Consider the following 24856-nt stretch of genomic DNA (forward strand, 5'->3'; position numbering starts at 1 on the left):
GAATCTTGTGCGCGGCTTTCCGTGCGGGCCGCGCCGCAGGGGGCGCGCGCTGGCCGAGGCGACAGCCCTCCTGGTCGCCGCGGTGGTCGCCTTCCCGCTGTACTGGATGGTGCTGAGCGCCTTCAAACCGGCCGGCGAGATCGAGTCGGACCACCCCCGGCCGTGGACCACGACGCCCTCCCTGGACTCCTTCCGACGGGTGTTCGGGCAGCAGGAATTCGGCCGTTACTTCCTCAACAGTCTCGTCGTCGCGTGCAGCGTCGTGATCGTCTCGGCGCTGATCGCGTTTCTCGCGGCGACCGCCGTGACGCGATTCCGTTTCCGTTTCCGGACAACGCTGTTGATCATGTTCCTGGTGGCCCAGACGGTGCCGGTCGAGGCCCTGACGATCCCCTTGTTCTTCCTCATGCGGGACTTCGGCCAACTGAACACGCTCGGCTCGCTGATCCTGCCGCACATCGCCTTCTCGCTGCCCTTCGCGATCTGGATGCTGCGGGGGTTCGTGAAAGCGGTGCCCGACGCGCTGGAGGAGGCCGCGTACATCGACGGGGCGAGCCGCGCGCGATTTTTGTGGCAGATCCTTTTCCCGCTCGTCTTCCCGGGCCTGGTGGCCACGAGCGTGTTTTCCTTCATCTCGGCCTGGAACGACTTCCTGTTCGCCAAGTCCTTCATCATCAGCGACACCTCGCAGTCGACCCTGCCGATGGCCCTGCTCGTCTTCTACAAGCCGGACGAGCCGGACTGGGGCGGGGTCATGGCGGCGTCCACGGTGATGACGATTCCGGTGCTGGTCTTCTTCGTACTCGTACAACGACGCCTGGTCTCCGGACTGGGCGGAGCGGTTAAGGAGTAGTGACGTGAGTGGCGACGTGACTTCTACGACGGAACTGATCCCGGCTCCCCTGACGACCGGCGCGGCGGCCCCCTCGGGCGCCTTCGTGCTCGACGGGACCACGGTGATCGACGCGGGCCCCGGCACCGAGGGCACCGCCCGCTGGCTGCGCGGCACGCTCGGGGCCGCGACGGGGTTCGCGCTGCCGCCCGGTGACGGAGCGGACAGCGGGGCGCTCCGGCTGCGGATCCGGCCCGACGAGACCGTCCGGCTCGGTCCCGAGGGTTACACGCTGCACGTCGACCGGACCGCCGTCACCCTGAGCGGCGGCGGTCCGGCCGGCGTGTTCTGGGGCGCGCAGACGCTGCGTCAACTGCTCGGCCCCGACGCCTTCCGACGCGCCCCGCTCGCCCCCGGCCGCCGCTGGACCGTGCCCGCCACCGACGTCGAGGACGCCCCGCGGTTCCGCTGGCGCGGCCTCCTGCTCGACGTGGCCCGCCACTTCACGGCCAAGGAAGGCGTCCTGCGCTACCTGGACCTGATGGCGGCGCACAAACTCAACGTCTTCCACTTCCATCTGACGGACGACCAGGGCTGGCGGCTGGAGATCAAGCGCCACCCGAAGCTGACCGAGACCGGCGCCTGGCGGGCGCGGACCAAATTCGGTCACCGGTTCTCACCGCTGTGGGAGGAGAAGCCACACGGTGGCTACTACACCCAGGACGACATCCGGGAGATCGTGGCCTACGCCGCCGAGCGGCATATCTCCGTCGTCCCGGAAATCGACGTACCGGGCCACTCGCAGGCCGCCATCGCCGCGTATCCGGAACTCGGCAACACCGACGTCATCGACACCACCGCCCTCTCCGTCTGGGACACCTGGGGGGTCTCTTCGAACGTACTCGCCCCCACTGACAACACCCTGCACTTCTTCGAAGGGGTGCTGGAGGAAGTCCTCGAACTCTTCCCGGCGGACGTCACAGGGCTCTTGCCGTTCTCCGGGTTCATTCACATCGGGGGCGACGAATGCCCCAAGGACCAGTGGAGGCGGTCGCCGGTCGCGCAGGCCCGCATCAAGGAACTCGGGCTCGCCGACGAGGACGAGTTGCAGTCCTGGTTCGTCGCGCACTTCGACAACTGGCTGCGGGACCGCGGGCGGCGGCTCATCGGCTGGGACGAGATCCTGGAGGGTGGGCTCGCCAAGGGCGCGGCCGTGGCGTCCTGGCGCGGCTACCAGGGCGGGATCGCCGCCGCGCGGGCCGGCCACGACGTCGTCGTCTGCCCCGAGCAGCATGTCTACCTCGACCACCGGCAGGCCGCCGGCCCGGACGAACCCGTACCGATCGGCTTCGTGCGCACCCTGGAGGACGTCTACCGTTTTGAGCCCGTTCCCCCGGAGTTGGACGCCCGGCAGGCCGAGCACGTGCTCGGCACCCAGGCCAACCTGTGGACCGAGGTGATGGAGAACCACGCGCGCGTGGACTATCAGGCGTTCCCCCGACTGGCCGCGTTCGCCGAGGTGGCCTGGAGTCGGCTGCCCGCGCCGGCGGAGCGGGACTTCGCCGGATTCGAGCGCCGGATGGCCGCCCACTACCGGCGACTCGACGCCCTCGGCGTCGACTACCGGCCGCCGTCCGGGCCCCGGCCGTGGCAGCAGCGTCCCGGCGTGCAGGGCCGGCCCCTGGACGGACCGCCCCCGAGCCGGTGATCCTCCCGCGGCCGGGCGGCGGCGACCAGCGTGACCGGCCGCGGGCGCCTGACCTGCCGTCAAGTGGGTGCCCTGCCCGCCAAGGGCGCGTGGCCTGCCGCCAAGGGTGTGGCCGGCCGCGTACGGCGTGGCGGCCCGCCATCGGTGTGGTCGGCGCCGCCGACCCGGTGCGGCCGGCCGTCGACGTCGTACGGTCGGCCGTACTCGCGCTTGGCCGGTTGTCGTCGCCGATGTCGTCACCGCGACGGCCGCCCGCCCAGGCGGTGCGGCCCGCCGCCGAGGCCGCGCGGTCGGTCGCCTGGTGGCTGATTGCCGCCCCCGTCCGCGCACCCGAACACATGACGGAGAAAGCCCTCAGAAATCACCGAAGAGTGTCATTCACCGCGCACCGGCGATGATGGGTGAAAACAGGCCATCTCCCCAGCGAGGCGGGCGAATGCCTCCTAGCGGACCCCTGCGTTCGGGCCCTGCGAAGATGTGCCAGAGTTGCCACGTCCGCCCTGTCAGCACGTACCGTACGGCAGCACAGGTGGGACCAGGTGGGGCAGCGGGAAGGGGCAGCCGGTTTGACCACGCACGCACCGCAGGCGGCGCAGGCCGTCACGCTGCCCACGACGCTGGACGAGGCCGTGGCGGCGCTCACCGCCATGCCGGCCGCCGTCCCCGTGGCGGGTGGCACCGACCTCATGGCCGCCGTCAACTCCGGACAGCTCAGGCCGGCCGCCCTGGTCGGCCTCGGCCGGATCAGTGAGATCCGCGGCTGGCAGTACCAGGACGGTCACGCGCTCCTCGGCGCCGGCCTCACGCACGCGCGCATGGGCCGCCCGGACTTCGCGGCCCTGATCCCGGCGCTCGCCGCCGCCGCGCGCGCCGCGGGTCCGCCGCACATCCGCAACGCGGGCACCCTGGGCGGCAACATCGCCTCGGGCGCGCCCACCGGGGACGCGCTGCCGGTCCTCGCCGCCCTGGAGGCGATCCTGGTCATCGCGGGCGCGCAGGGAGCGCGCCGGGAGGTCCCGGTGTCGCATCTGCTCGCGGGCGTGGACATGCTCCGCGGCGGCGAACTCATCGGCTACGTGCGCGTGCCGCTGCTGCACGCCCCGCAGGTCTTCCTGAAGGCGACGGGGCGCACCGGACCCGGCCGGGCCGCGGCGTCCGTGGCGCTCGTCCTCGACCCCGCCCGGCGCGGAGTGCGGTGCGCCGTGGGGGCCATAGCGCCGATGCCGCTGCGGCCCCTGGAGGCCGAGCAGTGGGTCGCCCGGCTGATCGACTGGGACAACGACCGCGCGATCGTGCCCGAGGCGCTGACCGCCTTCGGCGAGTACGTGGCCGCGGCCTGCATCCCCGACCCGGCCCCCGAGCAGGACGGCTCCGTACCACAGCTTCCGCCTGCCGTACTGCACCTGCGGCGCACCGTCGCCGCGCTGGCCCGGCGAGCACTGGGGAGGGCACTGTCGTGACCGACGACCAGCACGGAGAGAACCCGCCCCAGGCGGGCGGCCGCTGGGATCCGCTGCCCCAGGACGGTTACGACGACGGCGCCACCGCCTTCGTGAAGCTCCCCGAGGGAGGCGTCGGCGCCCTGCGGACCGCCGACAGCCCGCTCGCCGCGCCCGGCCACGGCTATGTGCCGCCGCCGATCACGGTGGCCGCCGGGGACCCCGGCTCCGGTCCGGCTGCCACCGGCGGCTGGTCGATGCCGGCCGACGGCGTCCAGTGGGCCGACCCGAACGCCGTGCCGCAGGAGCCGGGCGCGGGCGACCGGTTCACGTACCACCCGGCGGCCACGCAGCAGTGGACCTACGAGGACCCGACCGCGCCGGGTGCGCAGGCCGCGCCGTCGGCGCACACTCCCGGCCAGGACCTGGCCGGCCAGGACGTGACCGGCCAGTGGTCCATTCCCGTCGCCGGGGGCGATCTACCGGACGAATCGGGCGAGTTCACTACATCTTCCCTCGTCGAGCAGTGGGGCGGCACGCCGCCGGCCACGCTGCCCGGCGGCGCCCCCGCGCCCTGGGCGACCGAGGCCGCGGGACAGCCCTGGGGAGCGCAGGCGGCGCCCGCCGAGCAGCGGACGGCGCCCCCGCGCGCGGGCGGACAGCAGGCCGGGGGTGCGCCGGAGACCGCTCCGGAGCAGTTCCTGCCCGCCGAGACGTACCAGGACGGCCCGACGGCCCCGGCCGGACCGGACCCGGCGGCTCCGCCCGCTGACGGCCCGACAGGCCACGACCTCACGGGCCACGACCTCACGGGCCACGACCTCACGGGCCACGACCTCACGGGCCACGACCTCACGGGCCACGACTCCACGGCAATCGGCCCCACGGACCACGCCCAGGCAGGACAACTCCAGGCAGGACAACTCCAGCCCGGTCACGGCACGGCGATCCGTCCGCACGACGGCCACGCGCCCGAGGCAGGACCCGTCGGGCCGGGCGCCGCGGGCCCGGCGGCCCCCGCCCCCCGACCCACGGCCGACCACGGCACCACCGCCGCCGACCCGGCCGGATCCGGCGCGGACGCCCGCTCCGGCTCCGCTCCGGCCGCCACGGCCGAACACGCCCCCGCCCGCGCTCTGTCCGAGGCCGACGCGCCGGCCTCCCACGAACCGGACCGGACCGCCGCAACCCCGGGTGCGGCCGGGCCCGCCGTGCTGAGCGGGCCGCCCGGCACCGCCGAAGGCGCCGAGGAGGCCGCTGAAGGGGCCGCTGAGCCCCCCGCGGGGGCCGAGGCGACCGGCGCCGCCGGAACCGGCCCGGAAGGCGGGCAGCCGCCCGCGACGGCCGCCGGCTCCGACACCCCGTCCGGCGACGCCGAGGCCGAACCCGCCGAGGACGCCGAAGCCACCGGCACGGCCCCGCACGACGACCACCCCCTCGCCTCCTACGTCCTGCGGGTCAACGGCGCCGACCGCCCCGTCACCGACGCCTGGATCGGCGAGTCCCTGCTGTACGTGCTGCGCGAGCGACTGGGGCTGGCCGGCGCCAAGGACGGCTGCTCACAGGGCGAATGCGGTGCCTGCAACGTGCAGGTGGAGGGGCGCCTCGTCGCGTCCTGCCTGGTGCCCGCCGTCACCGCGGCCGGCGCCGAGGTCCGCACGGTCGAGGGCCTCGCGGCCGACGGCCGGCCCTCCGACGTCCAGCGGGCGCTCGCCGCGCGCGGCGCGGTGCAGTGCGGTTTCTGCGTCCCCGGTATGGCGATGACCGTGCACGACCTGCTGGAGGGCAACCCGGCCCCCACCGAACTGGAGGCGCGTCAGGCGCTGTGCGGCAACCTGTGCCGCTGCTCCGGCTACCGGGGCGTCCTGGACGCCGTACAGGAGGTCGTCGCCGAACGCGCGGCACACAAGGCGCCGGACACCGAGCCCGACGCGGACGGCACACGGATTCCGCACCAGGCGGGCCCGGGTGCCGGCGGTGTCCACCCCTCGGCGTTCGACGCCCAGGTCCCGCCCGGACCGCACGACGAGCCCTACAACCAGCCTTACGACCAGCCCTACGGCCAGGACGGAGGCCAGGCGTGAGCAACGAAGCCGGCGCCGCGACCACGGTCCCCGAAGCCGCCGACGCCCCCGGACAACCTCCGCACGGCCTCGGCGTGTCGCTGCTGCCGGCCGACGCCCGCGCCAAGACCGAGGGCACCTTCCCCTACGCCGCCGACCTGTGGGCCGAAGGGCTGCTGTGGGCGGCCGTGCTGCGCTCCCCGCACCCGCACGCGCGCATCGTCTCCGTCGACACCTCGCACGCGCGCGCGATGCGCGGCGTACGGGCCGTCATCACCCACGAGGACGTGCCCGGCACCCCGCGCCACGGCCGCGGCACGCCCGACCGCCCGGTGTTCGCGTCCGAGGTGGTGCGCTACCACGGCGAGCCCATCGCGGCCGTCGCCGCCGACCACCCGGACACCGCGCGGATGGCCGCCGCCGCCGTCATCGTCGAGTACGAGGTGCTCGACCCGGTGACCGACCCTGAGCAGGCGTTCGAGGCCGAACCCCTGCACCCCGACGGCAACCTGATCCGCCACATCCCGCTGCGGCACGGCGACCCGGAGGCGGCCGGCGAGGTCGTCGTCGAGGGCCTGTACCGCATCGGCCGCCAGGACCCCGCGCCCATCGGCGCCGAGGCCGGCCTCGCGGTGCCCCGCCCCGACGGCGGCGTCGAACTGTACGTGGCCTCCACCGACCCGCACACCGACCGCGACACCGCCGCCGCCTGCTACGGCCTGGCCCCCGACCGGGTGAAGATCGTCGTCACCGGTGTCCCCGGCGCCACCGCCGACCGCGAGGACCAGGGCTTCCAGCTCCCGCTCGGCCTGCTCGCGCTGAAGACCGGCTGCCCGGTGAAGCTGACGGCGACCCGCGAGGAGTCCTTCCTGGGCCACGTCCACCGGCACCCCACGCTGCTGCGCTACCGCCACCACGCCGACGCCGAGGGCAAGCTGGTCAAGGTCGAGGCGCAGATCCTGCTGGACGCGGGCGCGTACGCGGACACCTCGGCCGAGGCGCTGGCCGCCGCCGTCTCCTTCGCCTGCGGCCCCTACGTCGTGCCCAACGCCTTCATCGAGGGCTGGGCCGTGCGCACCAACAACCCGCCCTCCGGCCATGTGCGCGGCGAAGGCGCGATGCAGGTGTGCGCCGCCTACGAGGCGCAGATGGACAAGCTCGCGAAGAAGCTCGGCGTCGAACCGGCGGAGCTGCGCCTGCGCAACGCGCTCGCCACCGGCGACGTACTCCCCATCGGCCAGACCGTGACCTGCCCGGCCCCGGTCGCCGAACTGCTCCAGGCGGTCCGGGACTTCCCGCTGCCCGCGCTCCCCAAGGACACCCCCGAGGAGGACTGGCTGCTGCCCGGCGGCCTGGAGGGCGCGGGCGAGCCGGGCGCGGTGCGCCGGGGCGTCGGCTACAGCCTGGGCATGGTGCACATGCTCGGCGCGGAGGGCGCCGACGAGGTCTCGACGGCGACCGTCAAGGTCCAGGACGGGGTCGCGACCGTGCTGTGCGCGGCGGTGGAGACCGGACAGGGCTTCAGCACGCTCGCCCGGCAGATCGTCCAGGAGACCCTGGGCATCGACGAGGTGCACGTGGCGCCCGTCGACACCGACCAGCCCACGGCGGGCCCGGGCTGCCGCGGCCGGCACACCTGGGTCTCCGGCGGCGCGGTCGAACGGGCCGCGAAGATGGTGCGCACCCAACTGCTCCAGCCGCTGGCGCACAAGTTCGGGATGTCGACCGAACTGCTCCAGATCACCGACGGCAAGATCACCTCGTACGACGGCGTCCTGTCGACCACCGTCACGGAGGCGATGGACGGCAAGGAGCTGTGGGCCACCGCCCAGTGCCGCCCGCACCCGACCGAGCCGCTGGACGGCTCCGGGCAGGGCGACGCCTTCGTGGGCCTCGCCTTCTGCGCCGTACGCGCGGTGGTCGACGTCGACATCGAACTCGGCTCGGTACGGGTCGTGGAACTCGCCGTCGCCCAGGACGTGGGCCGCGTGCTCAACCCGGCGCAGCTCACCGCCCGGATCGAGGCGGGCGTCACCCAGGGGGTCGGCATCGCGCTCACCGAGAACCTGCGCACTCCCCGGGGCCTGATCCGCCACCCCGACCTCACCGGCTACGCGCTGCCGACCGCCCTGGACACACCGGACATCCGGATCGTCAAACTGGTCGAGGAGCGGGACGTGGTCGCCCCCTTCGGCGCCAAGGCGGTCAGCGCGGTCCCCGTCGTCACCTCACCGGCGGCCATCGCCTCCGCCGTGCGGTCCGCGACCGGCAGGCCCGTCAACCGCCTCCCGATCCGGCCGCAGGCCGCGGTGGTCACGGACCGATGAGCACACCCGGGCCCGCCCGGGGATTCGCGGCGGGCGGGGTCGTGGTGGTCACCGGGGTGATGGCGGCCGGCAAGTCGGCCGTCGCCCAGGCACTGGCCGAGCGGCTGCCGCGGGCCGCCCACGTCCGCGGGGACCTGTTCCGCCGGATGATCGTCTCCGGCCGCGAGGAGTACGTCCCCGGCGCGGGAGCCGAGGCCGTGGCCCAACTCCGGCTGCGGCACCGGCTGTCGGCGGCGACGGCGGACACCTACGCGGCGGCCGGGTTCACCGCGCTGGTGCAGGACGTGCTGCTCGGCGCCGATCTCTCGGCGTACGTCGCACTGGTGCGCACGCGCCCCCTGTACGTCGTGGTCCTGGCGCCGGGCCCCGACGCCGTGGCGGCGCGGGAGGCGGGACGGGCGAAGACCGGCTACGGGGCCTGGACGGCCGCGCGGCTGGACGCCGAACTGCGCTCGCCGCGGACACCGCGGATCGGGCTGTGGCTGGACACCTCGGCGCAGACCGTGACGGAGACGGTGGAAACGATCATGGCGGGGACGGAACGTGCGAGGGTCGCCTGACGTCCTTTTCCACGGGGCGTTGTCAGTGGGGCGGCGTACTGTTGCGGTCAGTGGGGACGGCTGCTTCGGACAGCGCACCGAAGGACCGGACGTGCCCGCGCGCCCAGATCTGAACACGACCGCGCTCGCCGCCGTATGACGTCATGACATGTACGACGGCCCGGCGGTACGGCGGTCGACCGGCACGGCAACGGACGTACGACGACTTTTCTCGACTTTTCTCGACGCACGACGGCACAACTGCACGACAGGAATCGCGGGGGAGCGATGACCACGACCACGACCGACACCAGGGCCGCAGCGATCACGCTGACCGAGGCCGAGCTGGACCTCTACGTCACCCACGCGCCCACGCGCGGCCTGCTCACCGGCCCCGGCCTGCCGGACGACAGCGGCCTGTTGACGTTCGCGCCGCTGCGCACGGCCGGCCTGCGCACCCTTGCCGACGTCACGGACGGCCCGGCCCGCCTCGCGGGGGAACTGCGGGACCGGCTCGTGATAGGGGAACTCCTCGGCCCGTCGGGTGCCGGGACCGAGTCGATCCTGCTCGACGGCGGCACCGGCGAGATCACCACCGCCCGCCGGTTCGCCCCGACGGGCTGCCGCCCGCTCGCGCCCTCCCTGGAGACCCTGCTGCGCTTCGCCGCGGTCACGGAGGAGTTGGCCGGACTGCGCGGCCGGTTCGCCTCCTTCGCCGGCCGGCACGGCACCAAGGCGGCGACCGAGGCGTCCCGCCGTCTGCTCACCCTCTTCGAGGAGGGCACGGACGGCGAGGTGCCGCCGTACTGGAAGGCCGCCGCGCTGATCCGTCCGCTCGCCCTGGTCGCGGGCCCCGGCACGGCCCTCGGCCTCACCCTGGACCTGCCGGGCCGGCTCCTGGACGAGGAGTTCGGACCGGGTCGGGTGGCCCGCTTCGAGGAGGTCGACTTCCCCGCCGCGCTCACCCACGAGCCGACCCGCCGCTTCCTGTGCGAGACGGGGCTGCCCGAGGACGCGATCCTCTTCCGCCTCGACACGGACGTACCCCTACAGACGCTGACCGAGTACTTCCGGGACGAGCGCCTCGGCGAGTACCCCCTGGAGGACCTCCCCGCGCACGCCGACCGGCTGATACGGCTCGGTCATCTCGCCGAGGAGAACAGCCTGGTGGTCGACGGCACGACGGGCGCGGTCCTGAACTTCAGCGAACCCGAGGCCGCCCTGTACCTCCTCAACACGGACGTCTCCACCCTCGCCTACACCCTGTGGCTGCTGCACCACGAGCGCACGATCGACGCACACCTCGGCCACGAGCTGACGACGGACGCCTACGACCAGTTGGCCACGACGATGATCCAGACCCTCACGTCGATCGACCCGACCCCGACGACCTCGGACGCGGACTGGCACTACTGGACGGAACTCTTCCAGGACGAGGCGGGCGGCGTGCTCTGAACCGCACCGCCCGCCCACGGCAGGCCATGGCGGGAACCGGACCGGGATCGGTACGGCCGTACGGAAACACCTGACCCTGCGGGCCGGTCAGGCAGCCAGAGGCCGTGGCGGGATTCGAACCCACGTAACTCGCTTTGCAGGCGAGCCCCTGAACCACTCGGGCACACGGCCGTGTCGATGTGACGAACGTAGGGCGGGCGGGGGAGGGGATCAAGGGTGGCGCGGGGGCTGCAACGGGACTGCCATACGGCGTTCATGAATCGGTTCGGCCGGCCGAGGGCCGGGCCGGTCGCGGGACGACGACCGGTGAGCGCACGTCCCGTCGCTCGGGAAGGGCCGCCACACCACGGGACTACGACCAAGGTCGCAGGTGAGAGGCGACTCACGACAGGGGCCGATGTCAGTGGTGGGTCCTACGCTGGCCGACATGACCGCCCATGAGCCGAGCGACACCGGAGTCGCGAACGAACCCGCCGATGAACCCGCGAGCGAACCCGCCAGCGAACTCGCGGACGGACACAGGGACGGATCCGGGGACGGCGTCGGCGAAGGGGTGCTGGGGCGCACCCACCGGGCGCTGAGCATCGGGATCGTCTCGGTGGTGCTGCTCATCGCCTTCGAGGCGACCGCGGTGGGCACGGCGATGCCGGTCGCCGCACGGGAACTGGACGGGCTGTCCCTCTACGCGTTCGCGTTCTCCGGCTACTTCACCACCAGCCTGTTCGGCATGGTGCTCGCGGGGCAGTGGTCCGACCGCCGGGGGCCGCTGGGGGCGCTGACCGCGGGGATCGGCTCCTTCGCCGCGGGCCTGGTGCTCGCCGGGTCCGCCGGGTCGATGTGGGTGTTCATCCTCGGGCGGGCCGTGCAGGGCTTCGGCGGGGGACTGGTGATCGTCGCGCTCTACGTCGTCGTCGGGCGGGCCTATCCGGAGCGGTTGCGTCCGGCGATCATGGCGGCGTTCGCGGCGGGCTGGGTCGTCCCGTCGATCGTCGGCCCGCTCGCGGCGGGCGCGGTCACCGAGCACCTGGGCTGGCGCTGGGTGTTCCTGGCGATACCGGTGCTGGTGGTGCTCCCACTGGCGCTCGCGCTGCCGCAGATACGGCGGCGCGCGGCCGGCCCCGTGGACCCCGTGGCCCGGGACGGCGACGCGGCCGGCGGCGAGGCGCCCGGCTCGCGCGACCGCCGCATCCGGCTGGCTTTCGCCATCTCCCTGGGCGCGGGGCTGCTCCAGTTCGCCGCGCAGGACCTGCGCTGGATCTCGCTCCTCCCCGCGGTGGCCGGCGCTGCCCTGCTGGTGCCGGCCGTGCTCGGGCTGCTGCCCCGCGGCACCTACCGGGCCGCGCGCGGGCTGCCCTCGGTGGTCCTGCTGCGCGGCCTGGCCGCGGGATCCTTCATCGCGGCCGAGTCGTTCGTCCCGCTGATGCTGGTGACACAGCGCGGGCTGTCGCCGACGCTGGCCGGGTTCTCGCTGGCGGCGGGCGGCGGCACCTGGGCCCTGGGGTCCTGGGTGCAGTCCCGGCCGCGCTGCGAACCGTACCGGGAGCGGCTCATGACCCTCGGCATGGTGCTGACGGCGACCGCGATCACCACCGCGTCCAGCGTGCTGCTGCCCGCCGTACCCGCCTGGATCGTCGCCGTGGCGTGGGGCTTCGGCTGCTTCGGCATGGGGCTGGTGATCTCCTCCAGCAGCGTGCTCCTGCTGCGGCTGTCCGCCCCCAAGGAGGCGGGCGCCAACTCCGCCGCCCTCCAGATGTCCGACGGCCTGTCCAACGTCGTCCTGCTCGCGGTGACGGGCGCCGCGTTCGCCGCGCTGGGCGGCGGCAGCATGACTGCTTCGGCGGCCGGGAGCGCCACGACCGGCGCGGGCGGCCACCCGGCGGCGTTCGCCGCGGTGTTCCTGCCGATGGCGGCGGTGGCGCTGGTGGGGGCGTGGGTGACGACGCGGCTGCAGACGAAGTCACGGTGACACCGGGTAGTACCACGCGGTACCATCGCGGCATGGCTGGACTCAACCTGCGGTTCACGGATGAAGAACTCGACGCACTGCGAGAGCGCGCACAGGCGGAGGGGCGCAGCATGCAGGCATTCGCGCACGACGCGGTGCTGGCGGCCATAAACGAGCACTCGCGGCTGTTCAACGAGGCGGCCGAGCACGTACTCAGGGCGAGCGCCGAGCTGAACCGGAGGCTCGCCTGATGCACTACCTCACTCTGCCCGAACTGCTGAACCTCGCGAAGCGGCTGGGGGCGGACGAGGTGCGCGACTACGGGCTGCTGGATTCCGCCCTCGCACGCCCGCAGGCGAGCGTTTTCGGGCAGGACGCCTACCCGGACGTCTGGCAGAAGGCCGCCGCGCTGATGGAGTCCCTGGCTCGCAACCACGCTCTCATCGACGGGAACAAGCGCCTCGCCTGGTACGCGACCTGGGTCTTCCTGCACATGAACGGGCACCCTCTGGACCCGGACTTCGACGTCGACGAGGCGGAGCGCTTCGTGCTGGACGTCTGCCAGGGCGCCTTGGACGTACCCAAGATCGCAACTCAGCTGCCGCGCTTCGCGGGCCAACTGTGACGTGAGTCCCAACCCGGGATGACCCCGCCCGGCCCGCGTACGGCCACGACCCGGCCGCCGGTAAGGTGGCCGGGTTGTCATACGCGGCCGAGCCGTTCGCACGTCACCCGGCACCACCCGGTCCGACGCGCCGGGCGGGGCCCATCGCACCGACCCGCACCCACCCTCCACGGAGACCGTGACTACCACCGCCGCCAGTTCCAACGCGTCGCACTCGCACCACCTGTCACCCGCCTTCCCCGGCCGCGCGCCCTGGGGCACCGCCGGCAAGCTGCGTGCCTGGCAACAGGGGGCGCTGGAGAGGTACGTCCAGGAGCAACCGCGCGACTTCCTCGCCGTCGCCACACCCGGCGCCGGCAAGACGACCTTCGCGCTCACCCTGGCGTCCTGGCTGCTGCACCACCACGTCGTCCAGCAGGTGACCGTGGTCGCGCCGACCGAGCACCTGAAGAAGCAGTGGGCGGACGCGGCCGCACGGGTCGGGATCAAGCTCGACCCCGAGTACAGCGCGGGCCCGCTCGGCAAGGACTACGACGGGGTCGCCGTCACCTACGCCGGTGTCGGCGTCCGCCCCATGCTGCACCGCAACCGCGTCGAGCAGCGCAAGACGCTCGTCATCCTGGACGAGATCCACCACGCCGGTGACTCCAAGTCCTGGGGCGAGGCATGCCTGGAGGCATTCGAACCCGCCACGCGGCGGCTGGCGCTCACCGGTACCCCGTTCCGCTCCGACACCAACCCCATCCCCTTCGTGGCGTACGAGGAAGGGCAGGACGGAATTCGCCGCTCCGCCGCCGACTACACGTACGGCTACGGATCCGCGCTCTCGGACGGGGTGGTGCGGCCCGTCATCTTCCTCTCCTACAGCGGCAACATGCGCTGGCGTACGAAGGCCGGAGACGAGGTCGCCGCCCGGCTCGGCGAACCCATGACCAAGGACGCCGTCAGCCAGGCGTGGCGTACCGCGCTCGACCCGCGCGGTGACTGGATGCCGAGCGTGCTGCGCGCCGCCGACCAGCGGCTGACCGAGGTCCGCAAGGCCGTCCCGGACGCCGGGGCGCTCGTCATCGCCTCCGACCAGGACTCGGCGCGCGCCTACGCCAAGCTCATCCGGGAGATCACCGGCAGCCGGGCGACCGTCGTCCTCTCCGACGACGTGGGCGCCTCGAAGAGGATCGACGAGTTCAGCGAGAACACCGACCGCTGGATGGTCGCCGTCCGCATGGTCTCCGAGGGCGTCGACGTGCCCCGGCTCGCGGTCGGCGTCTACGCCACGACCATCTCCACACCGCTGTTCTTCGCCCAGGCCGTCGGCCGGTTCGTGCGCTCCCGGCGGCGCGGCGAGACCGCCTCCGTCTTCCTGCCGACCATTCCGGACCTGCTCACCTTCGCCAACGAGATGGAGGTGGAGCGCGACCACGCCCTCGACAAGCCGAAGAAGGAGGGCGAGGAGGACCCGTACGCCGAATCCGAGAAGGAGATGGCGGAGGCGAACCAGGAACAGGACGAGGACACCGGCGAGCAGGACACGCTGCCCTTCGAGGCGCTGGAGTCCGACGCCGTCTTCGACCGGGTCCTCTACGACGGGGCCGAGTTCGGCATGCAGGCCCACCCGGGCAGCGAGGAGGAGCAGGACTACCTCGGGATCCCCGGGCTGTTGGAGCCCGACCAGGTGCAGATGCTGTTGCAGAAGCGGCAGGCCCGGCAGATCGCGCACAGCCGCAAGAAGCCGGACACCGAGGCCGACCTGCTCGAACTGCCCGCCGAGCGGCGCCCGGTGGTCAGTCACAAGGAGATGATGGAGCTGCGCAAGCAGCTCAACACGATGGTCGGCGCGTACGTCCATCAGAGCGGCAAGCCGCACGGGGTGATCCACACCGAGCTGCGGCGGGTCTGCGGCGGGCCGCCGAGCGCCGAGGCGACGGCCGGTCAGCTGCGGCAGCGGATCGCCAAAGTGCAGGAGTGGGCGACGCGGATGCGGTGACGGGTTGCCCGTTCGGGCACTCGGCGTATCAGGACGAAGGCGGGCAGTCCGGATCAACTGCTGCCCGGATTCTGGACGGAGGCTTCCGCTCAGCGAACCCGCTTCGCTACTGTCCGGCTACGCACACGCCCCGTGGCAGTGCCGCCGCGGAGCGCAGTCGTGAAGCGACTGGGCTCGGAGCCGCCGAGCCGTCCTGCCGATCGGCGGCCACTGAAGCGCGTCGCTGACGGGACTCGGCACGCGTCCTCCAGCAGGGGCCACCGACCTCACCACCAAAGGAGTGGGCGTCGTGACCGCGGAGACCTCCCAGACGCTCGACCGAGGACTGCGCGTCCTCAAATTGTTGGCCGACACCGACCACGGGCTGACGGTCACCGAGCTGTCCCACCGGCTGGGGGTGAACCGGACCGTGGTGTACCGGTTGCTCGCCACGCTCGAACAGCATGCGCTGGTCCGGCGCGACCTGGGCGGCCGGGCCCGGGTCGGGCTGGGTGTGCTGCGCCTGGGGCGGCAGGTGCATCCGCTGGTGCGGGAGGCCGCGCTGCCCGCGTTGCGGTCGCTGGCCGAGGACGTCGGGGCGACGGCACATCTGACGCTGGTGGACGGCGCGGACGCGCTGGCGGTCGCGGTGGTCGAGCCGACGTGGACGGAGTACCACGTGGCGTACCGGGCGGGGTTCCGGCACCCGTTGGACCGGGGGGCCGCGGGCCGGGCGATCCTCTCGGCCCGGCAGATACCGCCCGCGGAACCCGGTTACACGCTGACGCACGGCGAGTTGGAGGCCGGGGCCTGCGGGGCGGCGGCGCCGCTGATCGGGGTGACCGGGGTGGAGGGCAGCGTCGGGGTGGTGATGCTGTCGGACTCCGTCCCGGAGCGGGTGGGCACCCGGGTCGTGGACGCGGCCCGCGAGGTCGCGGAGGCACTGCGCTGAGCCCGACGAGCGACACGGCCGCGCGGGCCGCGCGGGCCGGGCGTCGACCCGGCACCGCACGCCGGCCCGGCTCCGTGCGTCGTTCTCGCTCCGTGCGCGGGCTTGGGGCCGTGCGTCGTTCTCGCTCTGTACGGTCGGCCCGGCTCCGTGCGTCCTCGCTCCGTGCGCGGGCCTGCGGCCGTGCGTCGTTCTCGCTTCGTACGGTCGGCCTGTCTCCGTGCGTCGTCCTCGCTCCGTACGTCGGTCTGGCTCCGTAGGCCGGTCTGGCTCCGTACGGTGTCCTCGCGGTCGGGCGTCGACCCGGCTCCGTACGGCGTCCCCGGCACCGTGGACGGCGGCCTGATCGGGCGGGCGGCGGCCTTGTGTGGTTGTCGCGTTAGATTGACCTCGTGCTCTCTCGTCTCACGCGCCTCCAGGCCGTCGCCGTCTGCGCCCTGCCCGTCGTGGCACTGATCGCCACCGCGGTACTCGCGCCGCTGCCCTTCGCGGTGGCGCAGCCGGGGATGACCGCGAACGTCCTCGGCGAGAACCAGGGCACCCAGGTGATCACGATCTCCGGCGCGCCGACCCGGCGGACGACCGGCCAGCTGCGCATGACGACCATCGAGGCGACCTCCCCGGACACGGACGTCTCGCTCGGCGATGTCGTCGACAGCTGGTTCCGCACGGACCGGGCGGTCATGCCGCGCGACTCCGTGTATCCGAGCGGGGGCAGCGTCAAGGAGATCGAGCAGCACAACGTCGAGCAGATGCAGCAGTCCCAGGACGCCGCCAGCCGGGCCGCGCTCCGGTACCTCGACGTGACCGACAAGAACGTCAAGGTCACGCTGAAGCTCGCGGACGTCGGCGGTCCCAGCGCCGGTCTGCTGTTCTCCCTCGGGATCGTGGACAAGCTCGACGGCAACGGCAGCGGCGGCGACCTCACCGGCGGCCGTACCATCGCCGGCACGGGCACGATCGGCGACGACGGCACCGTCGGCGCGGTGGGCGGCGTGGCCCTGAAGACCCAGGCGGCCCGGCGGGACGGGGCGACGGTGTTCCTGGTGCCGAAGGCCGAGTGCAGCGACGCCAAGGCGGAACTGCCGAAGGGCCTCAGGCTGGTCCCCGTCAGCACGCTCAAGGGAGCGGTGGACTCCCTGGTGGCGCTGGAGAAGGGGAACTCCTCGGTCCCGAGCTGCTGAGCGTTTTGCCGCCGGGCGCGGGTGACGGGCGTCCGCCCCGGCTGCGTACCGGCGGCACGTCCCTAGGCGGGCCGACCGCCCTCCCGGTCCTGTGACGCCTGCTCCACCAGCGGGATGATCCGCAGCGGAACGGGATTCTCCATGACGATCGCCGTGGCGGCCCGGACGATGCCGTCGAAGCCGACCACCCGGTCGATCACCCGCTGGAGATCGGCGTTCGAACGGGCCACCAGCCGGCACAGCATGTCCCCGGTCCCGGTGGTGGTGTGCAGCTCCAGCACCTCCGGCACGGTCGCCAGGTGCGCGCGGACGTCCGGTCCCTGCCCCTGCCGGATCTCCAGCGTGGCGAAGGCGGTGACGGGGTAGCCGAGGGCCGCCGGATCGACCTGCGGGCCGAAGCCGCGGATGACCCCGTTCGACTGGAGCCGGTCCAGCCGCGCCTGCACGGTCCCCCGGGCGACCCCCAGCCGACGGGACATCTCCAGCACCCCGATCCGCGGCTCCCGCGCCAGCAGCACGATGATCCGCCCGTCCAGACGATCGATCGACATTCGGTCTCCCGCCGTGGTCATCAGGTGGACAAGAACTGCCGGTACGGCCGTACCGATCAGCGTATTGCCCAGCGGATACCCGGACCACCGTGCACTGTGCCGAGCACCGCCGCGCGTCCGCCCGTCCCGTCCCACCTGACCGTATGGCCGGGATCAACGACGTGGGCGGCACGCGGGGGTGCGACGCCATCGACACCACCGACGCCATCGACACCACCGACGACTGCGAACCCTTCCACGCCGACCGGGAGGCCCGGGTCCTCGGTCTCGCCAACGCCCCGCGCGGGCAGGGATCTTCAGCAGGGATCTTCACCGCCGACGAGTTCCGGGACGCGAGGACCGGACCGATGAGCGGTGGCGGTGACCACTCCGACGCGACCGTCGCCCGGCGGGTACGGCGCCTGGAGACCCGGCTGGAGGAGAAGGGACTCCTCTCCGGCGGGGCGCTGGACGGAACCATCAACGTCATCGTCTGCACGCTCTGTTGCTGCTACCCCGTCAACCTCCTCGGGCCGGCGCCCAGCTGGTACAAGTCCGAGGCGTACCGCTCCCGCGTGGTGCGCGAACCACGGGCCGTGCTCGCCGAGTTCGGCCCGATCCTGCCCGCCGGCACGGAGACCACGGTCCGGGACTCCAGCGCCGAGACCCGCTACATGGTCCTGCCGCGCCGCCCCGAGGGCACCGGGCACCTGACCGAACAGGCCCTCGCCGCCCCGGTCACCCGCCGCGCCCTCATCGGCACGGCGGCCGTGTGAGAGCGCCGCACACGGCCACCGCCCCAGCCCCGCGGGCCCGTTGGGCGAGCCCCCGCAACCCCGTCCTGCGAGGCCGGGCCGACCCGTGCCCGGCGCGGCTCACCAGGCCGGGGCCGTGCCCTCGGGCGGTTCGCCAAGGGCGCCCAGCGCCGCCTTCGCCTCCGCCACCCGGGTCGGGGAGAAGTACGGGTTGATCTGGAGCGCCTCCTTGAGGTGGCGGCGGGCGCCTCCGTACTCGCCCAGACTGCGTTCCATCATGCCGCGGTGGAAGACGTACAGCGCGCTGCGCACCTCGCCGCCCTTCGCCTTGTCGGTCGCCTTCTCGGCGTACTCCACACCCTCCTGCGGGTCCCCGGCCCGGTACAGGGCCCACCCCAGCGCGTCCGCCACCTCGATCCCCGGCTGCCGCTCCCACTCGTCGCGCAGCCGCCGCACCGCCTCCTGCGGATCCCCGTGGTCCGCCTCGTACTGCCCGACGACCAGTTCGTCGTCGACCCCGCCCGCGGTGTCCCGCTCCGCCCGCCGCCGCAGCAGGTCGAACTGGGTGCGCGCCTCCTGCGCCCGGCCCAGCGACTCGTACAGCTCACCCAGTTCCAGGGCGTACTGCGGGGACGGCTGCCCCGCCAGCGCGTGCGCATAGGCGTTCAGCGCCTCCGTCGTACGGCCCAGCGCGGCCAGCGCCCGCCCCTGCCCGGCGAGCGCGGCCCGCTGGTCCGGGTCCAGGCGGACGGCCGCCTCGAAGTGCCGCAGCGCGTCCTCCCGGTCCCCGCGCTCCCACGCCAGCTGCCCGCCCCGCTCCAGGTAGGCGGCCCGCTCGGCGGCGGTGCCCGCGGTGGCCGTGGCGTCCACCAACTGCGCCGCCGCGTCCTCGCGCCAGCCCCGGTCGCGGTAGACGGCGGCGGCCCGCGCCATCACCGCCGGGTGCGCGGCGGGCGGGGTGTGCAGTTCCATCAGCTTCTCCAGCGCGTCGCGCGCCGCCTTGTAGTCGCCGAGCCCGGTGTAGGCGTCGATCAGCAGCGCGTACGTCGTCCAGCGCTTCGGGGAGACCTCAAGCGCCTGCTCGCCCTGCCACCTGGCCTCGTCGAAGTCCCGGCGCGCGTTGGCCAGCGCCGCCAGCCCGTCCAGCGCATCGGCGTTCCCCATCGGCCGCTCCCGCAGCGAGGTCTGCAACGCCTCGTGGGCCTTCGGGAAACTCGCGGCGTCCGCGGTGCGCCGCCCGCGCTCCACATAGGCCGTCCCCAGCACGGCCCAGGCCCGCGCGTCCTGCGGATGCGTCCGCAGATACCTCTCCCGTTCCCCGATCAGCTTCGTCAGCTCGGGCAGCGCGACCGGCATCCCGGCGGTCACCGCCGTGACCGGCCGCGGCCCCGGGGCCGGCACGGGCCGCCGGGCGGGCGGCGGCTGCGGGGGCGGCAGGAGCATCAGCACCCCGACCCATCCGGCGGCCCCGGCGACACCGGCCGACGCCAGCGCGCCCAGCACCCGCCGCAGCACACGGGCGCGGCGCCGCGGCGCCGTGGCCACCAGGGAGGTACCCGGCCTGGACTGTTCTTTCTTCATAAGACTTACTGTGCGTTCATCCGACGACCACAACCCGGCAGCCGAAGGCGCGCCCCGGATGGGGTTCACACCGATGGCCCCGGGTGCGACGCTGTGATCATGAGCCGAATCGAAGCCGCACCCGACGCAGTGATGGCCGATCTGACCGACCGGCTCCGGACCGGACTGCCGGCCGAGGCCGTCGTCACCGACCCCGATGTCATGACCTCGTACGCCAACGACATGGCGAGCTTCTGCCCGGCCGGCACTCCGGCCGTGGTCGTCCTGCCGCGTACGGTCGAACAGGTCCAGCACGTCATGCGCACCGCCACCGAGCTGCGCGTCCCGGTCGTCCCGCAGGGCGCCCGCACCGGCCTGTCCGGCGGCGCCAACGCCGCCGACGGCTGCATCGTGCTGTCCCTCACCAAGATGGACCGCATCCTGGAGATCAGCCCGGTCGACCGCATCGCGGTCGTCGAACCGGGCGTCGTCAACGCCACGCTCTCCCGCGCCGTCGAGGAGCACGGCCTGTACTACCCGCCCGACCCCTCCAGCTGGGAGTCGTGCACCATCGGCGGCAACATCGGCACCGCCTCCGGCGGCCTGTGCTGCGTGAAGTACGGGGTGACGGCCGAGTACGTGCTCGGCCTGGACGTCGTGCTCGCCGACGGCCGGCTGCTGTCCACCGGCCGCCGGACCGCGAAAGGAGTGGCGGGGTACGACCTGACCCGCCTGTTCGTCGGTTCCGAGGGCTCGCTCGGCATCGTCGTACGGGCGGTCCTCGCGCTCAAGCCCAAGCCGCCGCGGCAACTGGTGCTGGCGGCCGAGTTCTCCTCCGTGGCCGCCGCCTGCGACGCGGTGTGCCGGATCATGGAAGGCGGCCATCTGCCGTCCCTGCTGGAACTCATGGACCGTACGACGGTCAGGGCCGTCAACGACCTCGCCCACATGGGTCTGCCCGAGTCCACCGAGGCGCTGCTGCTGGCCGCGTTCGACACCCCCGATCCGGCCGCCGACCTGGCCGCGGTCGGCGCGGTGTGCGAGGCCGCCGGTGCCACCGAGGTGGTCCCCGCCGACGACGCCGCCGAGTCCGAACTGCTCCTCCAGGCGCGCCGGCTGTCCCTGCCCGCGCTGGAGACGGTCAAGGGCACGACGATGATCGACGACGTGTGCGTGCCCCGCTCCCGGCTGGCCGAGCTGCTGGCGGGCATCGAGCGGATCGGCGAGAAGTACCGGCTGACCATCGGGGTGTGCGCGCACGCCGGTGACGGCAACACCCACCCCACCGTCTGCTTCGACGCCCAGGACCCCGAGGAGTCGCAGCGGGCCCGCGAGTCCTTCGACGAGATCATGGCCCTGGGACTGGAGCTGGGCGGCACCATCACCGGCGAGCACGGCGTCGGCGTCCTGAAGAAGGAGTGGCTGGCCCGGGAGATCGGCCCGGTCGGCGTGGAGATGCAGCGCGCCGTCAAGCAGGTCTTCGACCCGCTGGGCATCCTCAACCCGGGCAAACTGTTCTGACCACCCGCCTCCGCCCGCTGTCGCGCCTCCGCCCGCTCCTGCGCCTCCGCCCGCTCCCGCGCCTCCGCCCGCTGTCGCGTCTCCGCCGCCGTCCCCGGCGGCGCCGGGCGGGCGGTCACCGGGCGGGCGGTCACCGGGCGAGCAACTGGTCGAGCGCGTGGTCGATGCCCAGTTGCTCGCCCTCGGACCCCGGCGGCACCACCCGCAGCGTCCGCTCCAGCCAGGCGGACACCTGGGCGGCCGGCGCCTCCAGCAGGGCCTCGCCGTCGGGCGAGCTGAGCGCCATCAGGACGACGCTGCGGCCCTCCGCCTTGGCCGGCCACACCCGCACGTCCCCCTGCCCGCAGGGCCGGAACACCCCCTCCACCAGCAGTTCACGGGCGAACGTCCAGTTGACGGGCTGGTCGGAGTTGATGTGGAAGGCGATGTGGACGGCGTACGGGTCCTCGGTGCTGTAGACGAGGCGCGCCGGGACCGCCACGCTGTGCTCCGGCGACAGGACGAGCTTCAGCTCCAGTTCGCGTTCCACCACGGTGTAGTGCATGAAGTGCGCTTCCTCTCTCGGGCAGGTGTACGGGACGGGCGAGCGGTCCCGTACGAGTGGAGAGCGGGCCGGGGTCGGGGCATTACGCGGGTCCGGAGAACTTTTTTCCGCGGTCGTGAAGCCGGTGCGCGGGGTTGCCCGGAAAGGGGCGGGTCCGGCGGGACTGGCGGTGCCGGGCCACCGGGTCTGATAAATGTGGAGGTCCCCAACCCACCCCCGAGCAGATACGGGACGACGGACATGAGCGCCCCCACTCCGGCACCCGGCGACGACTGGCCTCGCGAGGGCTACTACCCGGACCCGTCCATCCCCGGCTACGTCCGGTACTGGAACGGGGCCACCTGGGTGCCGGGCACCAGCCGGCCGGCACCCCAGGACGGCGAACCGCTCACCCCGCCGCCCGGGGCGCGTCCGGCCGCGCCCGCGGTCGAGGAGACCGGTCCGCACTTCTTCGACGAGGACCCGCAGCCGGGGCCCGGCGGGCCGGAGCCGGCGTCCGCGTGGGGCGCCGACCGGGCCCGGCAGACGGGTTTCGGCGGCGAGGGGGACCACCGGGTCTCCTGGGGCGCCGACCCGCGCACGCCCGGCGCCGACCCGCGCACGCCCGCGGACCCGTCGTCCCCGCCCCTTCCGGCGGCCCGGACCTCCCCGGCGTCCCCGTCCGCCCCGCCGGACGGGCGGGCCACCAGCACCGACGGCACGGCGACGATCCCGCCGGCGGACTCCGGCGAACTCCCGGAGAACGGGACGTTCGTCTTCCGCCGCCCCATCCCCGGCCCGGCCGCCGCCCCCGCCCCCGGCCCGGCCGCCGCCCCCGCCCCCGGCCAGGGCTCCGGCCCCGTGGACGAGGGCACCATGACCTTCCGCCCGGTACGCCCGCGCGCCGGTGAACCGGGCCCGGCAGGCTCTCCTGCGGGTCCTGCGGGTCCGGCCTTCGGTCCGCCTCCGGGGCCGCTCGGACCGGGCGCGGGCGCGCCGGGCACCGCTCGCCCGGCCGCGGGCCACGCACCGGGAGCCGCCGGGTCCGCAGGGGCCGCCGCGGCCGGCATCCCCGCCCAGGGGGCCGGTGGCTCCGCCGCCGGTCCGTTCGGCACACCGGGTGCGGGCGGAGCGGGCCCCGCCGGCGGTCCGGGCGGACCCGGGTTCGGGCCTGGGCAGGTCGCCGCGGACCGTGCCGCCGCGGACCGTGCCGCCGAGGCGCAGGCGGCGGGCCGCCCCGCCGCCGCCCAGGTCGCCGCTTCCCCCCTGCCGCCGCAGTCCACCCCGGTGACCGCCGGGCCGGGCGGCGGCCGGTCCTCCTGGGCCCAGCAGGTGCACCAGCTCGCGGGTGCCGGGGACGAGCAGCCCGTGGCGCCCTGGAAGCCGCCCGTGGAGGACCCCTTCCAGGCGATGGCGCGGCAGCAGGCGGCGGCCCGGCCCGCCGGACTCGGCAAGCGGCTGGCCGCCCGGCTGATCGACACCGTGGTCGTCGGCGCGGTCACCGCGGTGGCCGCCGTACCGCTCGGCACCAAGGCGGCCGACCACATCCAGGAGAAGGTCGACGCGGCCAAGCTCTCCGGCCACACCGTCACGGTCTGGCTGCTGGACGGCACGACGGCGGCGTACCTCGGCATCGTCCTCGCGGTCCTCCTCGTCGTCGGCGTCCTCTACGAGGTGCTGCCGACCGCCAAGTGGGGCCGCACCCTGGGCAAGCGGCTGTGCGGCCTCCAGGTGCGGGACATCGAGGGCCACGAGCCGCCCGCCTTCGCCGTGTCGCTGCGCCGCTGGCTGGTCGCCACCGTCCCGGGGCTGCTGGGCATCGGCGTCATCGGCTTCGCCTGGTGCCTGTTCGACCGCCCGTGGCACCAGTGCCTGCACGACAAGGCGGCGCACACCTTTGTGGCGGGCTGACCGGGGGCCCTACGTCCGATCCGGGAGGCGGCGGTCCGCCGTCCGGCCCACCGGATTCCGTAATCCGTACGGCCGCCCGTCGGATGCGGACCGGGGCGGTTCGCGGTCCACTCGGGCCATGAGCAGTGAACCGCCTCCCGGCGCCGGGCAGCAGCCACCGGAAGACGATCCGTTCAGAAAGCGGCCCCCGTCCGGCGAGGGGGCGGACTCGCCGGACGGCGGCCAGGGCCGGCAGCCCCCGCCGCGGGGCGCCGAAGGCGAACCGCCGTCGCAGGGCGGCGAAGGCGAGCAGCCGTCGCAGGGCGGCGAAGGCGACCGGCCACCGCCGGGCGACCAGCAGCCTCCGCCCCACGGCGGTCAGCAGCCCCCTCCCTACGGCGGTCAGCAGCCTCCGCCCGGCGGCGGCCGGCACCTCCCGCCCTACGGCGGCGGGCCCTACGGAGCCGGTGGCGGGCCGTACGGAGCCGGTGGCGGGCCCTATGGAGCCGGCGGTGTGCCCGGTGATCCGCTCGCCGGTATGCCCCCGCTCGCCGACAGCGGCAAGCGCACCCTCGCCCGCATCATCGACCTGATCCTGGTCGGCATCGTCGTCGGGCTGCTCACCTGGGGCCTGGGGGTGTCCGAGTACCAGGTGGACAGCGACAAGGTGGACGTCGGCAAGTCCTTCGCGCAGTCGGTGATCGCCGCCGTGCTCTACATCGCCTACGACACGGTTCTGATGGCCCGGACCGGGCAGACCCTCGGCAAGAAGTGGCTGGGCATGCGGGTCGCCAACCTGGCCGACGGCTCCACCCCGTCCGTACCGACCATGCTGGTCCGCTCGCTGGTGCTGTGGATTCCGTTCGCCTTCTGCTGCGCCTGCATCTGGACCGCGATCTGCGGCGGCTGGAGCTTCTTCGACAAGCCCTACAAGCAGGGCCTGCACGACAAGGCCGCGAAGACGGTGGTGGTCAGCACCTGAGCACGGCGGGCCGGGCGCGGCGCCCGGGGACGACAGCAGTCGGCGGGTCCGTGTCGCACACGGACC

20 protein-coding genes and 1 tRNA gene are annotated in these 24856 nt (G+C 73.8%); 17 read left to right on the plus strand and 4 right to left on the minus strand.

Features of this window, described 5'->3' with window-relative positions; genetic code table 11:
* Positions 1-7: 7 nt before the first annotated feature.
* The 7 genes from ACFC09_RS04130 (at position 8) to ACFC09_RS04160 (ending at position 10363) form a co-directional block, all read left to right on the plus strand.
* Positions 8-853 carry a carbohydrate ABC transporter permease gene (locus tag ACFC09_RS04130; RefSeq protein ID WP_376524104.1) on the plus strand — a complete coding sequence of 282 codons (846 nt, stop codon included), beginning with the start codon at positions 8-10 and terminating at the stop codon, positions 851-853.
* A gap of 4 nt (positions 854-857) precedes the next feature.
* Positions 858-2540, plus strand: coding sequence for a beta-N-acetylhexosaminidase (locus ACFC09_RS04135; RefSeq protein WP_376523793.1), 1683 nt, complete (start codon positions 858-860; stop codon positions 2538-2540).
* A gap of 566 nt (positions 2541-3106) precedes the next feature.
* Complete coding sequence (locus tag ACFC09_RS04140) at positions 3107-4000, plus strand: FAD binding domain-containing protein (RefSeq protein ID WP_376523794.1); 894 nt, start codon at positions 3107-3109, stop codon at positions 3998-4000.
* Positions 3997-6063, plus strand: coding sequence for a 2Fe-2S iron-sulfur cluster-binding protein (locus ACFC09_RS04145; RefSeq protein ID WP_376523796.1), 2067 nt, complete (start codon positions 3997-3999; stop codon positions 6061-6063). Before ACFC09_RS04140 ends, ACFC09_RS04145 begins: the two co-directional genes overlap by 4 nt.
* The gene (locus tag ACFC09_RS04150) at positions 6060-8369 is read left to right on the plus strand and encodes a xanthine dehydrogenase family protein molybdopterin-binding subunit (protein ID WP_376523797.1); all 2310 of its coding nucleotides are present in this window, start codon (positions 6060-6062) and stop codon (positions 8367-8369) included. Before ACFC09_RS04145 ends, ACFC09_RS04150 begins: the two co-directional genes overlap by 4 nt.
* On the plus strand, positions 8366-8929 hold the full coding sequence (locus tag ACFC09_RS04155; protein WP_376523798.1) for an AAA family ATPase: 564 nt from the start codon (positions 8366-8368) through the stop codon (positions 8927-8929). The genes ACFC09_RS04150 and ACFC09_RS04155 overlap by 4 nt, the downstream gene beginning before the upstream one ends.
* Before the next feature lie 267 nt (positions 8930-9196).
* Complete coding sequence (locus tag ACFC09_RS04160; protein ID WP_376523800.1) at positions 9197-10363, plus strand: SUKH-4 family immunity protein; 1167 nt, start codon at positions 9197-9199, stop codon at positions 10361-10363.
* Positions 10364-10462: 99 nt separating this feature from the next.
* On the opposite strand, the gene ACFC09_RS04165 is transcribed toward ACFC09_RS04160, so the two are convergent.
* Positions 10463-10534, minus strand: a tRNA-Cys gene (locus ACFC09_RS04165).
* A gap of 256 nt (positions 10535-10790) precedes the next feature.
* Between ACFC09_RS04165 and ACFC09_RS04170 the strand changes: the two genes are divergently transcribed.
* From ACFC09_RS04170 to ACFC09_RS04195, 6 genes are all read left to right on the plus strand, one after another.
* A complete protein-coding gene (locus ACFC09_RS04170) occupies positions 10791-12329 on the plus strand; it encodes an MFS transporter (protein ID WP_376523802.1) in 1539 nt (512 codons plus the stop codon).
* A gap of 32 nt (positions 12330-12361) precedes the next feature.
* The gene (locus ACFC09_RS04175; protein WP_376523803.1) at positions 12362-12559 is read left to right on the plus strand and encodes a hypothetical protein; all 198 of its coding nucleotides are present in this window, start codon (positions 12362-12364) and stop codon (positions 12557-12559) included.
* Entirely contained in the window at positions 12559-12933 is a 375-nt protein-coding gene (locus tag ACFC09_RS04180; protein ID WP_376523805.1) for a type II toxin-antitoxin system death-on-curing family toxin, read from the plus strand. Before ACFC09_RS04175 ends, ACFC09_RS04180 begins: the two co-directional genes overlap by 1 nt.
* Positions 12934-13111: 178 nt before the next feature.
* Positions 13112-14917 (plus strand): DEAD/DEAH box helicase, encoded by a 1806-nt coding sequence (locus tag ACFC09_RS04185; protein ID WP_376523807.1) that lies wholly within the window; start codon positions 13112-13114, stop codon positions 14915-14917.
* Between the two features lie 289 nt (positions 14918-15206).
* Positions 15207-15848 (plus strand): IclR family transcriptional regulator, encoded by a 642-nt coding sequence (locus ACFC09_RS04190; RefSeq protein WP_376523808.1) that lies wholly within the window; start codon positions 15207-15209, stop codon positions 15846-15848.
* A gap of 389 nt (positions 15849-16237) precedes the next feature.
* A complete protein-coding gene (locus tag ACFC09_RS04195; protein ID WP_376523810.1) occupies positions 16238-17029 on the plus strand; it encodes a S16 family serine protease in 792 nt (263 codons plus the stop codon).
* Positions 17030-17091: 62 nt separating this feature from the next.
* Here the strand turns inward: ACFC09_RS04195 and ACFC09_RS04200 are convergent, their stop codons facing one another.
* Positions 17092-17580 carry an Lrp/AsnC family transcriptional regulator gene (locus tag ACFC09_RS04200; protein WP_376523811.1) on the minus strand — a complete coding sequence of 163 codons (489 nt, stop codon included), beginning with the start codon at positions 17578-17580 and terminating at the stop codon, positions 17092-17094.
* Positions 17581-17723: 143 nt separating this feature from the next.
* Between ACFC09_RS04200 and ACFC09_RS04205 the strand changes: the two genes are divergently transcribed.
* Complete coding sequence (locus ACFC09_RS04205; protein ID WP_376523813.1) at positions 17724-18335, plus strand: nitrile hydratase subunit alpha; 612 nt, start codon at positions 17724-17726, stop codon at positions 18333-18335.
* Between the two features lie 99 nt (positions 18336-18434).
* Here the strand turns inward: ACFC09_RS04205 and ACFC09_RS04210 are convergent, their stop codons facing one another.
* Positions 18435-19895, minus strand: a complete 1461-nt coding sequence (locus ACFC09_RS04210; protein WP_376523814.1) for a tetratricopeptide repeat protein — start codon at positions 19893-19895, stop codon at positions 18435-18437.
* A gap of 93 nt (positions 19896-19988) precedes the next feature.
* Here ACFC09_RS04210 and ACFC09_RS04215 point away from each other — a divergent pair, with 93 nt between their 5' ends.
* Positions 19989-21395 (plus strand): FAD-binding oxidoreductase, encoded by a 1407-nt coding sequence (locus ACFC09_RS04215; protein WP_376523815.1) that lies wholly within the window; start codon positions 19989-19991, stop codon positions 21393-21395.
* Positions 21396-21525: 130 nt separating this feature from the next.
* Here ACFC09_RS04215 and ACFC09_RS04220 read toward each other — a convergent pair whose 3' ends face one another.
* Positions 21526-21939: an SsgA family sporulation/cell division regulator gene (locus ACFC09_RS04220; protein WP_376523817.1), complete on the minus strand. Its 414-nt coding sequence runs from the start codon at positions 21937-21939 to the stop codon at positions 21526-21528.
* A gap of 240 nt (positions 21940-22179) precedes the next feature.
* Between ACFC09_RS04220 and ACFC09_RS04225 the strand changes: the two genes are divergently transcribed.
* Together ACFC09_RS04225 and ACFC09_RS04230 are read left to right on the plus strand one after the other, a co-directional pair.
* Entirely contained in the window at positions 22180-23829 is a 1650-nt protein-coding gene (locus ACFC09_RS04225) for an RDD family protein (RefSeq protein ID WP_376523818.1), read from the plus strand.
* A 118-nt stretch (positions 23830-23947) separates the two neighbouring features.
* Positions 23948-24790, plus strand: coding sequence for an RDD family protein (locus ACFC09_RS04230; RefSeq protein ID WP_376523820.1), 843 nt, complete (start codon positions 23948-23950; stop codon positions 24788-24790).
* Positions 24791-24856 lie beyond the last annotated feature (66 nt).

The organism is Streptomyces sp. NPDC056161 (assembly GCF_042268025.1).
Lineage (GTDB): Bacteria > Actinomycetota > Actinomycetes > Streptomycetales > Streptomycetaceae > Streptomyces.

Bases quoted from the DNA above. Each gene is read 5' to 3' on its own strand.
- ACFC09_RS04180 (WP_376523805.1), top strand. From the start codon at position 12,559: ATGCACTACCTCACTCTGCCCGAACTGCTGAACCTCGCGAAGCGGCTG.
- ACFC09_RS04230 (WP_376523820.1), top strand. From the start codon at position 23,948: ATGAGCAGTGAACCGCCTCCCGGCGCCGGGCAGCAGCCACCGGAAGAC.
- ACFC09_RS04155 (WP_376523798.1), top strand. From the start codon at position 8,366: ATGAGCACACCCGGGCCCGCCCGGGGATTCGCGGCGGGCGGGGTCGTG.
- ACFC09_RS04170 (WP_376523802.1), top strand. From the start codon at position 10,791: ATGACCGCCCATGAGCCGAGCGACACCGGAGTCGCGAACGAACCCGCC.
- ACFC09_RS04175 (WP_376523803.1), top strand. From the start codon at position 12,362: ATGGCTGGACTCAACCTGCGGTTCACGGATGAAGAACTCGACGCACTG.
- ACFC09_RS04205 (WP_376523813.1), top strand. From the start codon at position 17,724: ATGGCCGGGATCAACGACGTGGGCGGCACGCGGGGGTGCGACGCCATC.
- ACFC09_RS04225 (WP_376523818.1), top strand. From the start codon at position 22,180: ATGAGCGCCCCCACTCCGGCACCCGGCGACGACTGGCCTCGCGAGGGC.
- ACFC09_RS04220 (WP_376523817.1), bottom strand. From the start codon at position 21,939: ATGCACTACACCGTGGTGGAACGCGAACTGGAGCTGAAGCTCGTCCTG.
- ACFC09_RS04200 (WP_376523811.1), bottom strand. From the start codon at position 17,580: ATGTCGATCGATCGTCTGGACGGGCGGATCATCGTGCTGCTGGCGCGG.
- ACFC09_RS04210 (WP_376523814.1), bottom strand. From the start codon at position 19,895: ATGAAGAAAGAACAGTCCAGGCCGGGTACCTCCCTGGTGGCCACGGCG.
- ACFC09_RS04160 (WP_376523800.1), top strand. From the start codon at position 9,197: ATGACCACGACCACGACCGACACCAGGGCCGCAGCGATCACGCTGACC.